14 protein-coding genes are annotated in these 13,021 nt (G+C 68.2%); 3 read left to right on the top strand and 11 right to left on the bottom strand.

The genetic code is table 11. The features are described from left to right. Positions 1-125: 125 nt before the first annotated feature. From secB to EA346_RS03690, 5 genes are read right to left on the bottom strand one after another with little or no spacing between them, the layout of a single operon-like run. A complete protein-coding gene (gene secB / locus EA346_RS03710; RefSeq protein ID WP_296755815.1) occupies positions 126-650 on the bottom strand; it encodes a protein-export chaperone SecB in 525 nt (174 codons plus the stop codon). 60 nt (positions 651-710) lie between these two features. Further along, on the bottom strand, positions 711-1,151 hold the full coding sequence (locus tag EA346_RS03705) for a thioredoxin domain-containing protein (protein ID WP_296755812.1): 441 nt from the start codon (positions 1,149-1,151) through the stop codon (positions 711-713). Continuing rightward, positions 1,148-1,417, bottom strand: coding sequence for a glutaredoxin 3 (grxC, locus tag EA346_RS03700; RefSeq protein ID WP_296755810.1), 270 nt, complete (start codon positions 1,415-1,417; stop codon positions 1,148-1,150). The genes EA346_RS03705 and grxC overlap by 4 nt, the downstream gene beginning before the upstream one ends. 10 nt (positions 1,418-1,427) lie before the next feature. Further along, positions 1,428-1,856 (bottom strand): rhodanese-like domain-containing protein, encoded by a 429-nt coding sequence (locus tag EA346_RS03695; RefSeq protein ID WP_296755807.1) that lies wholly within the window; start codon positions 1,854-1,856, stop codon positions 1,428-1,430. Positions 1,857-1,874: 18 nt separating this feature from the next. Then, positions 1,875-2,228, bottom strand: coding sequence for a metalloregulator ArsR/SmtB family transcription factor (locus tag EA346_RS03690; RefSeq protein ID WP_296755804.1), 354 nt, complete (start codon positions 2,226-2,228; stop codon positions 1,875-1,877). A 74-nt stretch (positions 2,229-2,302) separates the two neighbouring features. Between EA346_RS03690 and EA346_RS03685 the strand changes: the two genes are divergently transcribed. The 3 genes from EA346_RS03685 to EA346_RS03675 all read left to right on the top strand — a co-directional run bounded on the left by EA346_RS03685 (position 2,303) and on the right by EA346_RS03675 (position 5,442). Continuing rightward, a complete protein-coding gene (locus EA346_RS03685; protein WP_296755802.1) occupies positions 2,303-3,475 on the top strand; it encodes a peptidoglycan DD-metalloendopeptidase family protein in 1,173 nt (390 codons plus the stop codon). Positions 3,476-3,577: 102 nt separating this feature from the next. Beyond that, positions 3,578-4,888, top strand: coding sequence for a S41 family peptidase (locus EA346_RS03680; protein ID WP_296755799.1), 1,311 nt, complete (start codon positions 3,578-3,580; stop codon positions 4,886-4,888). Further along, positions 4,885-5,442, top strand: a complete 558-nt coding sequence (locus tag EA346_RS03675) for a DJ-1 family glyoxalase III (RefSeq protein ID WP_296755797.1) — start codon at positions 4,885-4,887, stop codon at positions 5,440-5,442. The genes EA346_RS03680 and EA346_RS03675 overlap by 4 nt, the downstream gene beginning before the upstream one ends. 32 nt (positions 5,443-5,474) lie before the next feature. Here the strand turns inward: EA346_RS03675 and EA346_RS03670 are convergent, their stop codons facing one another. The 6 genes from EA346_RS03670 to glmU form a co-directional block, all read right to left on the bottom strand. Further along, positions 5,475-6,338: an HAD-IIB family hydrolase gene (locus EA346_RS03670; protein ID WP_296755794.1), complete on the bottom strand. Its 864-nt coding sequence runs from the start codon at positions 6,336-6,338 to the stop codon at positions 5,475-5,477. After that, positions 6,325-7,578 (bottom strand): glycoside hydrolase 100 family protein, encoded by a 1,254-nt coding sequence (locus EA346_RS03665; RefSeq protein ID WP_296755790.1) that lies wholly within the window; start codon positions 7,576-7,578, stop codon positions 6,325-6,327. The genes EA346_RS03670 and EA346_RS03665 overlap by 14 nt, the downstream gene beginning before the upstream one ends. 48 nt (positions 7,579-7,626) lie before the next feature. Continuing rightward, positions 7,627-8,886 (bottom strand): trypsin-like peptidase domain-containing protein, encoded by a 1,260-nt coding sequence (locus EA346_RS03660; RefSeq protein ID WP_296755788.1) that lies wholly within the window; start codon positions 8,884-8,886, stop codon positions 7,627-7,629. A gap of 258 nt (positions 8,887-9,144) precedes the next feature. Continuing rightward, the gene (locus EA346_RS03655) at positions 9,145-9,711 is read right to left on the bottom strand and encodes a DUF99 family protein (protein WP_296755785.1); all 567 of its coding nucleotides are present in this window, start codon (positions 9,709-9,711) and stop codon (positions 9,145-9,147) included. Positions 9,712-9,775: 64 nt separating this feature from the next. Then, the gene (glmS, locus tag EA346_RS03650; protein WP_296755780.1) at positions 9,776-11,623 is read right to left on the bottom strand and encodes a glutamine--fructose-6-phosphate transaminase (isomerizing); all 1,848 of its coding nucleotides are present in this window, start codon (positions 11,621-11,623) and stop codon (positions 9,776-9,778) included. Positions 11,624-11,632: 9 nt separating this feature from the next. Next, complete coding sequence (gene glmU, locus EA346_RS03645) at positions 11,633-13,006, bottom strand: bifunctional UDP-N-acetylglucosamine diphosphorylase/glucosamine-1-phosphate N-acetyltransferase GlmU (protein WP_296755817.1); 1,374 nt, start codon at positions 13,004-13,006, stop codon at positions 11,633-11,635. Between the last annotated feature and the right edge of the window lie 15 nt (positions 13,007-13,021).

Raw genomic sequence — 13,021 nt, 5'->3', positions numbered from 1 at the left:
TGGCCGTGACTTTCACGTTAACCCGACCTAACGTTTGCGGCTTTTCGTCGCCGGGAGCGGCGCAGTGCCTTGATCGTTGCGGCGACGGAGGCGGTCCGATCCGCCGGAACCCCGGGGCCGGAGGCTCAGGCGGAGGCCGAGCCCGATTCCCCGGCTTCGGCCGGCTTGCTGCGCTGCTCTTGCTGGTGCTGCGCATACAGGGCGTCGAAGTTGATCGGCTGCAGCAGCAGTTGCGGGAAGCCACCCTTCAGCACCAGATCCGCGACGACTTCACGGACGAACGGGAACAGCAGGTTCGGGCAATAGGCCCCGAGCAGGTGGCCCTGCTGGTCTTCCGGGAAACCGCGCGCGACGAAGACGCCGGCCTGCTTGACCTCGACCAGGTAGGCGGTCTCGCCATGGGAGGTGGTGGTGACCGTCAGGCCCAGTTCGACCTCGAACAGCCCATCCTGCTCGTTCAGCTTCCGCGCCTTGGTGTTCAGCTGGATGTTGGTGTCGCCCTTCCATTCCTTCAGGAATACCGCGGGCGAGCCAGGCGACTCGAACGACAAGTCCTTGATGAAGATCTTCTGGATCGCGAACTCGGGGCCCTGGTTCGCTGCGGGGGACGTGCCGGAATCGGTGCTGCCGGTCTTGGTGTCTTCAGCCATGTCGTTTTCTCGTTTTCGGGGAAGTTGGGAACGGGTTCCGCGCCCACGCGGGGGCGGTCTTCAGCGAGCGGCGTGCCGGGCCCAGGCGACGATATCGCCGGCGGACATCGCGCCACTCTGCCTCGCGGCCTCACGGCCGCCATGGAACAGGATCATCGTCGGGATGCCGCGGATGCCGAAGCGGGCCCCGGCATCGGGATCTGCCTCGGTGTCCAGCTTCAGCAGACGCATGCCCGGCTCCAGCTGGCGCGCTGCGGTGACGAATTGCGGGGCCATCGTACGGCAGGGCGCGCACCAGGGCGCCCAGAAATCGACCAGGATCGGCCGTTGGTCGCGGGACACGAAGCGCTCCAGGCGCGCCAGGTCGACGGCCGCCGGTTCGCCCTGGAACAGCGGCTCGTGACACGCTCCGCAGCGGGCCGCGCCGGCATTGGCATCCGGAACGCGGTTCACCTGGCCGCAGTGGGGACACACCCGATGCACGGCGGTCGACGCGCTCATCCCTCGTCACCGGCTTGCTGCGCGAGCAATTCCGCCAACCCGCCGGAACGGTGCAACGCAGCGAGGTCGTCGTAGCCGCCGATGTGCGTCTCGCCGAGAAAGATCTGCGGCACCGAAGTACGCCCCGAGCGTTCCACCATGACATCCCGCTGCTTCGGCTCCAGATCGATACGGATCTCGTCGTATTCGTGACCGAGCGAATCGAGCAGCTCGCACGCCATCTCGCAGTAGGGGCAGAAGCCGTTGAGATAGATCTGGAAACGCATCGCGAACCGATTACTTCTTTTTCACCGGCAGTCCGGCGGACTGCCAGGCCTGGAGGCCGCCCTGCAGATTCGTGACATCGGTGAACCCGGCCGCGACCAGCTGCGAGGCTGCTACGGCCGAGCGGGCACCGGTGCGGCAGTACACCACCACAGGGGATTCCTTGAAGCGCTCGATGTCCTTCACCCGCTGCTTCAGCACGCCCAGTGGGATGTGCCGGGCACCCCCGATGCGTCCGCCGGTGAATTCGTTGTCCTCGCGCACGTCGAGGACCAGCGCGCCCTCCTGGTTCATCACGCGCACCGCCTCGGCGGGTGGCAGAGCGCGGTACTTGCGGGTCAGGCGCTGGAACTCGGTGTAGAGGATCAGCGCGATGATCGCGACCAGGGCACCCGAGAGAATGGGGTGATTGCCCAGGAATTCCGGCAAACGTTCAAGCATATGGACAACCGTTGGGGGTCAGGAACGACAGAAAACTTCCTGCATCATACTGATCAGGCGCAGCGTGCGGGAGTCGCCGACGCGATAATATACGCGGTTTGCATCCTTGCGCGTGGCGAGAATGCCCTTGTCGCGCAGAATGCCGAGGTGCTGCGAGATGTTGCTCTGCGAGGTGCCCACCTGGTCGACGATCTCCTGTACGCTGATCTCGCGGTCGCCGAGGATGCAGAGTATCTTGAGGCGCAGCGGGTGCGACATCGCCTTCAGCGAACGCGACGCGCGCTCGATGTCCTCGTCCTTCGTCATCAGGGCTTCGTCGAAGCAGGTTGGTTCGTGATTCACGGTGAGACACCCGTATTTTTGGAAGATCATGGGCCGGAATGACTATCACGCGGTATATAAGCAATCAAAAGTACTCGTATATTCCCCCGAGCGCAATGCTTGATATGGAGAAAGCTCCCCGGTTACAGCCTCTTGGGTGGTTCCTGGCCGCGCTGGCGCTGTTTGCCATACCCGCCGCGGCCGTCGAGACCGGCGCCGAACTCGAGGCGACTCGCGAGGCCATGCAGGCACTGGAGCGCGAGCAGCAGCAGCGACTGCGCGAAATCGAACGCCTCGAGGAGCGGGTTGCGGAGGTGGCGCGGCGCAACCAGGGCCTGCGCGCCGAGCAGCGGGGCCTCGCCGCGGCCGTCGCGGAGCAGGACCGCGCCGTGGCCGCACGCCAGGAGGAGGTCGACCAGCGTGAGCGGGAACTCGCCGCAGCGAGGGAGCAGGCGAGGCAGTTGCTGCGTGGGCAGTGGCTACGCGAGCGCCATCAGGGCTGGGCGCCGTCGGACGACCGCATCGGGCGACACCAGCGTCCGCTCGACGCCCGGGTCCAGGCGCAACGGGAGCTGGCCCTGGCGGAGATTGCAGGGCAGGTGGACGCCCTGGTCCTGGCACGCGACCGCCTGGCCAGCGCGCGGGACGAACTGATCGTCAAGGAGACCGAAGCGCGCCGGATGCTGCGCGAGATCGCCCGCCAGGAGGAGGAACTGGGGGTGCTGCTGGCGCGGGTCCAGACGGAGGTGGAAAGCGACGCAGTAGAGATAGAGCGACTGGAGCGCAATGCGCAGACCCTGGAAGACGTCGTGCGCCGGATGGCGGCCCAGGCCGCCGAGAAGCCTCCGGAGCCGGCGGCCCGAACGGCGCAGCCGCTCCCCCCGGGAGCCGGGACGCTCTTCTCCAATCGCCGCGGAAGCCTGGCACACCCGGTGGACGGCGGTTTTCTGCACCGCTTCGGCAGCCAGCGCGGCGGCGGCCTGCAGGCCCAGTGGCGCGGTGAAGTCTTCGAGGTCGGCGACGATGCGGCGGTGCGCGCCGTGCATCCGGGACAGGCGGTGTACGCGGACTGGATGCACGGCTACGGCTTCCTGGTCATCCTCGACCACGGCGAGGGCTACCTGACCCTGTACGGCAACAACAGGGAACTGCTGGCCCGCCAGGGACAGCAGGTCGCGGCAGGCGACGTGATCGCCCAGGCTGGCGCCACCAGCACCGTGATCGCGCCGGGGCTTTATTTCGAGTTGCGGCACGAGGGTCAGACATTGAACCCACGCCCCTGGTGGCACTCAAAGTAGGCAGCCAACAGACACAGCCCCGGGCAGATAGGATCATTTCGGCACGGCCCGCCTGCGGTGTTACCATTTGATACAACAGCTTCCCGCGTGGGGATCACGAACATGAACAAGCGTTTCAGCGTCGGCTACGGCCTCGTCACCGGCGTCATCCTGGGGGTCTTCCTCAGCGTATCGATTGGCGTCTTCGCCGACCGTAACGACGGCGCCAACGCCGTGCTGCCGGTCGAGGATCTGCGCCGGTTCACCGACGTCTACATGCGCATCAAGCGCAGCTACGTCTCCGAGGTCGACGACCGCGAACTGCTCGACAACGCGATCAAGGGGATGCTGTCGGGGCTCGACCCGCATTCAGCCTACCTGGACGAACGCGAGTTCCGCGACCTGCAGGTCGGCACCAGCGGCGAGTTCGGCGGCCTCGGGATCGAGGTCGGGATGGAAGACGGCTTCATCAAGGTGATCTCGCCGATCGACGACACCCCGGCGAGCCGCGCCGGCATCCGCGCCGGCGACCTGATCATCCGCCTCGACGACACGCCGGTGAAGGGCATGACCCTGTCCGATGCCGTGAACAAGATGCGCGGCAAGCGCGGCACCGACATCACGCTGACGATCATGCGCGATGGCGCCGATGGCCCGCAACGCATCACCATCACCCGCGACGTCATCCGGGTGCAGAGTGTGCGCTGGGAAGAACTCGAGCCAGGCTTCGGCTACGTGCGCATCACCAACTTCCAGGCACGCACTGCGCGCGACCTGGTCCGCGCGGTCGAGTCGCTGAAGGAAAAAGGGGCGCTGCAGGGCCTCGTACTGGACCTGCGCAACAACCCCGGGGGCGTGCTGAACGGCGCGGTCGGCGTGTCGGACGCCTTCCTCGACCAGGGCCTGATCGTCTACACCGAGGGTCGCCTGCAGGAGTCCCAGTTCCGCTACACGGCCTCGCCCGGCGACGTCGCGGGCGGCGTGCCGCTGGTCGTGCTGGTCAACGAGGGTTCGGCGTCCGCCTCGGAAATCGTCGCCGGCGCACTGCAGGACCACAAGCGCGCAGTGATCATGGGCTCGCCGACCTTCGGCAAGGGTTCCGTGCAGACCATCCTGCCGCTTGCTCAGGACACGGCGATCAAGCTGACCACGGCCCGTTATTACACGCCGGACGGACGGTCCATCCAGGCCGAGGGCATCCAGCCAGACATCACGATCGAGCCGCTGACCGTCGCCCGCGTCGAGGACAACGGTCCGTCCATCAACGAGGCCAGCCTGCAGAACCGGTTGGACAACGACAACGGATCCGGCAACAACGACGCGGGAAACGCAGCCAACGACGAGAAGAAGGAGCCTCTGGTCCAGCGCGACTATGGCCTCTACGAGGCGCTGAACCTGCTCAAGGGCCTGGCCATCCTCGGTAATCGTCTGTGACCGACAGCCCGGAGAACATCCGGGTCCTGGTCCCGCTGGCTCCGGGCGCGGAGGAACTTGAGGCGGTGACCATCATCGACCTGCTGCGCCGGGCCGGATTCACCGTTGTCGTCGCCGGGCTGGACGACAACCCTGTGCAATGCTCGCGCGGCGTCGTGATCGTACCTGACCAGCCGCTGGCGCAGGTCCTGAACGAAGACTTCGATCTGATCGTGCTGCCGGGTGGTCTGCCCGGCGCCGACCACCTCCGGGACGATTCCCGCGTGCAGTCCCTGCTGCTGCGCCAATCCGATGCCGGCCGCCTGGTTGGCGCCATTTGCGCGGCACCCAAGGCCCTGGCCAGCGCCGGGCTGCTGACGGGCCGCCGGGTGACAGCCTACACCGGGGCCCTGGACGAAAGCGGCACCGCGTCCACCGGTGCGGCGGTGGAGGTCGACGCCGGCGTGGTCACCGGACGCGGGCCCGGAGTCGCCATGGATTTCGCACTGACGCTGATCGAGCAACTCGCCGGCGTCCAGGCGCGGAATCGGGTCGAGGGTCCTCTCCTGCGCTGAATGGCCTTGCCCTGGTCGCTGGCCGAGGCGGATCAGCGCTCGCCGGAGACGTCCGGGTCCAGCCACTCGGCCGTATGCGGCAGGAAGTGGGCCAGGCCCTCCAGTACGCCGCCCGAGTAGTTGCCGTTCATTCCGAGAAACCCGCCGCTGGCAAAGTAGAGCCGGTCCGGGTAGCCCGCCTCGGCGACCCTTTCCATCGCCTCCTCGCGCACGTCGTCCGGGGCATTGCGCACCAGCACCGCCTGCAGGCCGCTGACCAGCACCTCGAGGTCGTTGCCGCTGTCGCCCGAGAACACCGTCTGCGTGTCGCTGAACCCCTTTTCGCGCATCAGGAACCGGATAGCGTGCAGCTTGTTGGCCGCGGCCGGCAGCACATCGAGCAGGCCGCAGTCCGCAGCCTCGTCGATGCTCCAGATCAGGCTGGCGCGGATGCCGCGCTCATCGAGTCGCTCGCGGACCTCCGCGAGCAGCGCGTCGGGCCGGGTACCGGTGGGCGCGTAATAGCTCAGCTTGAAGTCGTTCTGTTTCTCCGGCTCCTGCAGCTGCAGATCGTCCAGTCCCCGCAGCAGCTCGGCCAGCGACTCGCGGTCATGGCCCTGCCAGTCCGGTGCGATCTCGTCGGACCAGGCGTCCCAGGGTCGCCATTCGCCGTCGCGCACCTGATAGATCGTCGTGCCGACATCGCCGATGGCGTAGTCCGGGATCGGCAGGTCGTAGTCGCGGATCGCGTCCTCCAGCAGGGCCTTGTGGCGGCCGGTGACATAGACCAGCGTCGACTCCGGACGGGCCGCGAGCCGGCGCAGGCGCGGCCGGGCCTCGGGCGATTCCGGCTGTGCACCGTTGGGGATCACGGTGCGGTCAAGGTCGGTACACAGGACAATCTCAGCGTTCGTCATCGTCGATCCCAAACAGGTTGCGCCCCTTCAGGGCATGGTGGCCGATCACCGCCGCGGCTGCGCTCCAGCCCTGGTGGCGGGTACCGCCGGCGGTCAGTTTCCGGCCGTGCACGTACTCGGGGAAACTCCAGGGCTCGTCATCGATGGTCAGCGCGTTGCCCCGATGCACGGCCTGCAGAAGCTTCCGGGCCTGATCGGTCTGTTCGCGGCGCGCCAGGTCCGCGACATAGAAGCCGGTCAGCATGGGCCAAAGGCCGCCGTTGTGGAATTCGTACGGGTTGTTCTTGAAGGTATAGGAGAACATCAACTGCAGATCCTCCCAGTCCTCGTGCACCGGATCAATAACCGGATGGAAGGCCGGCAGCAGGGGCAGGTCATCGTGCAGCAGTTCCTCGGCGATGTAGGTGTCCACCCGCTGCCGGCGCGCAGCGTCGGCGACATCGAGCAGCGAGGCCAGGACATTCGCGAAGGCGTCGAAGCGATAGCTGTAGCCACTCGGCGAGAACGACGGCATCCAGTAGCGGTTCGCGCAGTGCGGGGCGGCTTCCTGACCCTTGCGGTACAGCACGTCGTGGTAGGCGTCGGCGGCGTTCGTTTCGTCCTCGTCGAACCAGTAGTTGGCGCGGATCAGGTGGCGCAGCCGGCTGATCTTCTCCAGCAGGGCATGGTCGCGTGACCCGTGGACCTCGGCGTGCAAGGCCGCAAAGCCGCGTTGTGCCTGCAGGTAGAGCAGCTGATCGTAAAGCACGTAGCCGCTCTGCAGGTACTCGTCGGCCCAGTCGCCCGTCACCGGCACGTAGAGCAGACCGCGGTTGTTGAATTCCCAGGCGCCGAGCAGAAACCGCACCTTCTCGAGCGCAGGCAGCAGCGCATCCAGAAAAGCCCCGTCGCCGGAAGCGCGCCAGTACTCGGCACAGGCGATCGCGAACCACAGGCCGGCGTCGACGCGTCCGGTGGTCCCGCCATAACTGATCCGCCCGGTCCCGGGATCGACGTTGCTGGGAATCTCGCCGTGCGGACCCTGGTGCTGCGCCAGCACCTCCAGGGTGCGACGGGCGGTCGCGATCAGTTCATCGTCGTCGGCACGCAATGCGGCCAACGTGAGGATCGCGCCGTCGCGTGCCCAGATGCGGCGGTAGTTCGAACGCTCCGTGGGTGAGGCCAGAAAGCCGTCCTCGGTCGCGCAGTCACGCATCAGCCCGATGGCGCGGTCGTAGCCTTCGCGGTCGTTTTCATCCATGCATCGCCTCCTCCGGGGTCGCTCGGCGGACTGATGACCCACTCGGCCTCAGTCGTCGACCGGGACCACCTCCAGCGCAATCTCCACCTCGGTTTCGCTGCCGTCGCGCCAGAGGGTGACGGTCACGACGTCGCCCGCCTCGCGCTCGAGGATGACCCTTTGGACATCGATGGCCCGCGCAACCGGCTGGCCCTCGATCGCCGTGATCACGTCCATGCCGACCGGATACGGCTCGTCATCGATCAACACGGCGCCCTCGGGGCCCCTGATGCCGGCGCGATCGGCCGGACCATCCTTCGACACGCCCGTGACCACCACGCCCTGGGCGGGCAGGCCCAGATGTTCGCGCAACGCACGCGGATAATCCGCGACCCGCAACCCGATCTGCAGGCCCAGCCGGGGCCGGTCCGGCAACTGGGCAGCGGCAGCCGCCAGGCCGGAGAGACCGCCCGCGAGCAGCTCCTGCATCGCCTCGCGCAGCAGATTGCTGGGCACAGCGAGACCGATGCCCGCGAAGGCGCCGGCGGGGGCCAGGATGGTGTTGTTGATGCCGACGACCTGCCCGGCTGAGTTCAGCAGCGGGCCGCCCGAATTGCCGGGATTGATCGCGGCGTCGGTCTGGATATAGGGAATGTCGATGCCCACCAGCCCCGGCTGGTGGCGTTCCACCGCGGAGACGATGCCAGCCGTCACGCTGGAATGCAGGCCGAAGGGATTGCCGATCGCGATCGCCTTCTGGCCGACCAGCACCCGGTCCGAATCGGCCAGCGGAATCGCCGCGACGGTCGGCGCCTCACCGGGACGCCGCAGTTCGAGCAACGCCAGATCGACGTCCGGATTCGCACCCACGACCCGCACCGGGTGCTCGATCTCGGGACTCCCGAGATAGGAGACGCTGAGCGAAGCCCCGGGGGCCAGTTCGACGCGATCGTCCGAGGTCTCGCCGATCGCCATCGCGACGACGTGGAAGTTGGTGATGATGCGGCCTTCTTCGTCGACCACGAAGCCGCTCCCTCCGGCGACCCTCTGACTTCCGGGCGGGCGCTCGTTCTGCTCGCCCACGGCCGAGACACGAACGGAGACGACGCTGGGCCCGGCGGCGCGGACCACCTCGATGGTGTTCAGTTCGTAGGCCAACCGGGCGCCTGGAGCGTCGACCCCCACTGCGCAGCCCGACGCCACGGCCAGGAACCCGAGCAGCAACCCGCTCCCGAGGAGCGTCCGACAGAGGCTTCCAGGCCTCCGCCACCAGGCGCGGCCACCCGGGTCGATCGATGGGGCCTGGTTCAAGGCTTCCGGATTCGACATCCCCCCCTCACTCTTGCAGCGCGAACGCTCTGTAGCATACGGGGTTCACGCCGGATCGGCCAGACGGATGGCCGCCGCCCCGGCCCATGGGGCAGCGCCTTTGGAGTGCGGCGGCTCGCCGCCGCTTTGGGGCGCTGGGTTGGTCCCTGCGTCGAAAAGCGGGAGCAAGCTCCCGCACTCCATAAGCTGGTGCGTTGGGGAACGGTCGTCCGCCGTGGCGGCCTGGGTCACGGTACGGGGGTAGCCGCGACTGTCACATCAGGGGCGATGGCGACTCTCGCCGGTGGCAACGCCGCCGGCGATCAGGTGCGCCGCACGCAGCGGCTCGGGCAGGCGGCCATGGATCTGCAGGCCGGTTACCAGCCCCTCCGCCTCGGCCGACGACAGCCCGCAGCGCTGCACGTAGACCCCGGACTGCGGCTCCATCGCCCCGGCCGCCTCGATCAGGCGCCACTTGCGGGCGCCGCCGGGAACGTGTGCGAGCAGCGCGCTGCGAATCGCCCCCAGGTCGGGTGCCCGGCGCGCGACGACCAGCACCGGCAGGCCGGTGCGCCGATGCAGGTCTGCCAGGTCCACGACGTTGAAACCGGCGAAGGCGATGCCCTGCAACAGGACCGCCTGCAGCTGGGGCCGATAGCGGGAACCGGCCAGACACTCGGCCAGCCGCGCCGTCGCGTTGGCGCCGTCGCGGCGCACCTTCGTGGAAAGCACGCCTTCGAGCCGCTGTCCGGCGAAGACCGCGCCGACGACCAGCACGTCGCCCCGGTGCCCGCGGTCGAAGGGGGCATCGTCGAAGCCCACCACGTGCGACAGGCGCCGGGTCATCGCTTGCGCAGTCCCACCGACCCGACCGCCGGCCGGGACGGCTCGGGAGACACGGCGCGGATGGTCACTCGACGGTGACGGACTTGGCCAGGTTGCGGGGCTGATCGACGTCGGTGCCCTTCAGCACCGCGGTATGATAGGCGAGCAGTTGCAGCGGCAGCGTGAACAGGACCGGGGCCAGCGGCTCGAAGACGCGGCCACAGGGCAGGCCGATCCAGATGTCGGCGGCGCTCAGGGCCTTGGCGGTGTCGCGCTCGGCGAAGACGATCAGCTGGCCGCCACGCGCGCGCACCTCCTGCAGGTTGCTCGCGAGCTTCTCCAGCTGAGTATCGTTGGGAGCGACGGCGATCACGGGCATGTCCGCGTCCACCAGGGCCAGCGGGCCGTGCTTGAGTTCGCCCGAGGGATAGGCCTCCGCGTGGATGTAGGAGATCTCCTTGAGCTTCAGGGCCCCCTCCAGCGCGATCGGGAAATGCAGGCCCCGACCAAGGAACAGCGCATGTTCCCGCTCGACCAGCTGCTCGGCCACCAGCGCGACTTCGTCGTCCATGGCCAGCACCGCGCGCACCTGATCCGGCAGGGCGCGCAGGGCCTGGAGCCACTGGGCCCGGACCTCGGCCGGCATGGTCGCCTCCGGGCAATGCTCCGCGAGCAGCAGCACCAGGATCGCCAGCGCCACCAGCTGGGTGGTGAAGGCCTTGGTCGAGGCCACGCCGATCTCCGGGCCGGCGTGGGTCATCAGCACCAGGTCCGCATTGCGCGCCATCGCGCTCTCGGGAACGTTGCAGATGGCGAGTCGCGCACAGAAGGGTTCCGCACGCGACTGCTTCAGCACCGCGAGCGTGTCCGCAGTCTCCCCCGACTGGGAGATCACGACCAGCAGGGTGCCCGGCGCGACCACGTGGGGCCGATAGCGGTATTCGCTCGCGACCTCGACCTGGCAAGGCAGACCCAGCACGGCCTCCATCCAGTAGCGGGCCACCATGCCGGCGTGATAACTGGTGCCGCAGGCAACGACCTGGACTGCTCGCACCTCCGCGAGACGACGTGCGGTATCCGGACCCAAAAGGTTGGGCAGCAGGCCCTGCGCACCGAGGCGGCCTTCGAGGGTCGCGGCAATAGCCTCTGGTTGCTCGTGAATCTCCTTGGCCATGAAGTGCCGGTACTCGCCACGGTCGGCGGCGAGGGACTCCCGACTGCTTTCGCGCACCGGCCGCTGCACCGGCATCCCGTCGATGTCGACGACCTTGATGTCGAGACGTTCCAGCACCGCGAAGTCGCCGTCTTCCAGATCCATGAAGCGCTGCGTGACCGGCAGCAGCGCCTGGATGTCGGAGGCGGCGAAGTTCTCGCCGATACCCAGGCCGATGACCAGCGGGCTGCCCTCGCGCGCCAGGATCACGCGCTCCGGGGCGTCCCGGTCCAGCACGGCCACCGCGAAGGCGCCCTGCAGCTTGCGGGCCGCGGCGCGCAGGGCCGTCAGGAGGTCGCCGCTGCCGTTCCCGAGTTCGTCCACGATCAGGTGGGCGATGACCTCGGTGTCGGTTTCGGAGGTGAAGCGGTGGCCGCGCGCTTCGAGCGTGGCCCGCAACTCGGCGTGGTTTTCGATGATGCCGTTGTGGACCACCGCGATGCGCTCGACGGAGACGTGGGGATGGGCGTTGTCGGTGCTGGGCTTGCCGTGCGTGGCCCAGCGGGTGTGGGCGATTCCCGCGTTGGCCTTCAAGCCGTTGTGCTCGACGACGTCGGCGAGCGCCGCGACCTTGCCCAGGGCACGCTCGCGCAGCAGGATCCCGTCCGCGAGCAGGGCGATCCCGGCCGAGTCGTAGCCTCGGTACTCGAGGCGGCGCAGTCCCTCGATCAGGATCGGGACGATGTTGCGTTCAGCGATGCCAGCGACGATTCCACACATGGCCGCAGTCTAATCCATGGTTGGGCGGGATGTCTTTCGCGGGCGTTCCCAGTCGGTTCGGGTCTCCTGAGGCGACCGCGTCAGCGTCAGCTTGCCGGGCGGCGCGTCCCGGGTCAGAACCGTTCCGGCGCCGATGGTGGCATGGTCCCCCACGACCACCGGCGCCACCAGGGCCGAGTTCGAGCCGATGAAGACATCGGCGCCGATGCGGGTCTGGTGCTTGTTCGCGCCGTCGTAGTTGCAGGTGATGGTGCCGGCGCCGATGTTGGCGCGCGCGCCGACCGTCGCGTCGCCCAGGTAGGTCAGGTGATTGGCCTTGGCGTCGGGACCGAGCGTCGCGTTCTTCATTTCGACGAAGTTGCCGACGCGCGCACCGGCCTGCAGCAGCGCGCCGGGGCGCAGGCGAGCGAAGGGACCGACGTGGCAATTCGGGCCGATCTCGCAGGACTCGAGCAGCGAATAGGCATCGATCACGGCATCATCGCCGACGGTCACGTCGCGCAGTCGGCAACCCGGGCCGATCCGGACGCCGTCGCCGAGCCGAACGCTGCCTTCCAGGATCACGTTCACGTCGATCAGGCAGTCCTGTCCGAAGGCGAGGTCGCCACGCAGGTCAAACCGCGCCGGATCGGCCAGCATCAGACCGTCGCGCAGGCAGCTCTCGGCACGTGCCCGCTGATACTGCCGCTCCTGTTGCGCCAGCTGAACCCGGTCATTGACCCCCAGGACGGCCTCGGGCCAAGAACTCAGTACCAGTGCGACCGGCAGGCCCTCGGCGCGCGCGGCCGCGACCACATCGGTCAGGTACCACTCGCCCTGACGGTGAGCGGCCTCGGACTCCCCGGCGGCCAACCAGCGCTGGAGGTCGCCGGCAGCGGCGCAGAGGATCCCGGTATTGATGCGCCGGATCCGCCGGGTCGCCACGTCGGCGTCGCGTTCCTCGACGATCCGCTCGAGATGGCCCGGCGGCTGCTCGATCAGCCGGCCGTATCCGGTCGGGTCCGGGATCTCCGCCCCGAGGACCACCAGGCGGGCCTCCCCGTCCAGGCAGGCCGCGAGGTCCGCCTCCGGGATCAGGGGCACGTCGCCGTAGAGTACAAGCACCAGGTCGGAAGGGTCCTCGCCGGCCAGGGCCAGACTGACCGCGTGTCCGGTGCCTTTCTGTTCCACCTGTTCGACGAAGCGGAGATCGTCGGCGTTGGTCGCCTGCCGCACGCGTTCGGCTTCGTGCCCGACCACTACCGTGACCGCGCGCGGGTCCAGCCCGCGGGCGCGCCGGAGCACGTGCGCGATCAGCGGTTCGCCGCCCAGCGGCTGCAGGACCTTCGGCAGGCGCGAACGCATGCGCGTGCCCTTGCCGGCGGCAAGCACGACCACGTGCAGGGGAGCCTTCGCGTC

Source organism: Thioalkalivibrio sp. (genome assembly GCF_007692535.1).
GTDB lineage: Bacteria > Pseudomonadota > Gammaproteobacteria > Ectothiorhodospirales > Ectothiorhodospiraceae > Thioalkalivibrio.
Note: the sequence above shows the minus strand (reverse complement) of the source record. Positions and strands in the feature narration are given on the sequence as shown.

What these genes read in the sequence shown, in the direction of transcription:
- EA346_RS03660 (WP_296755788.1), bottom strand. Translation starts at nt 8,886, where the DNA reads ATGTCGAATCCGGAAGCCTTGAACCAGGCCCCATCGATCGACCCGGGT.
- EA346_RS03680 (WP_296755799.1), top strand. Translation starts at nt 3,578, where the DNA reads ATGAACAAGCGTTTCAGCGTCGGCTACGGCCTCGTCACCGGCGTCATC.
- EA346_RS03655 (WP_296755785.1), bottom strand. Translation starts at nt 9,711, where the DNA reads ATGACCCGGCGCCTGTCGCACGTGGTGGGCTTCGACGATGCCCCCTTC.
- EA346_RS03685 (WP_296755802.1), top strand. Translation starts at nt 2,303, where the DNA reads ATGGAGAAAGCTCCCCGGTTACAGCCTCTTGGGTGGTTCCTGGCCGCG.
- glmS (WP_296755780.1), bottom strand. Translation starts at nt 11,623, where the DNA reads ATGTGTGGAATCGTCGCTGGCATCGCTGAACGCAACATCGTCCCGATC.
- EA346_RS03705 (WP_296755812.1), bottom strand. Translation starts at nt 1,151, where the DNA reads ATGAGCGCGTCGACCGCCGTGCATCGGGTGTGTCCCCACTGCGGCCAG.
- EA346_RS03695 (WP_296755807.1), bottom strand. Translation starts at nt 1,856, where the DNA reads ATGCTTGAACGTTTGCCGGAATTCCTGGGCAATCACCCCATTCTCTCG.
- EA346_RS03670 (WP_296755794.1), bottom strand. Translation starts at nt 6,338, where the DNA reads ATGACGAACGCTGAGATTGTCCTGTGTACCGACCTTGACCGCACCGTG.
- grxC (WP_296755810.1), bottom strand. Translation starts at nt 1,417, where the DNA reads ATGCGTTTCCAGATCTATCTCAACGGCTTCTGCCCCTACTGCGAGATG.
- EA346_RS03690 (WP_296755804.1), bottom strand. Translation starts at nt 2,228, where the DNA reads ATGATCTTCCAAAAATACGGGTGTCTCACCGTGAATCACGAACCAACC.
- EA346_RS03665 (WP_296755790.1), bottom strand. Translation starts at nt 7,578, where the DNA reads ATGGATGAAAACGACCGCGAAGGCTACGACCGCGCCATCGGGCTGATG.
- secB (WP_296755815.1), bottom strand. Translation starts at nt 650, where the DNA reads ATGGCTGAAGACACCAAGACCGGCAGCACCGATTCCGGCACGTCCCCC.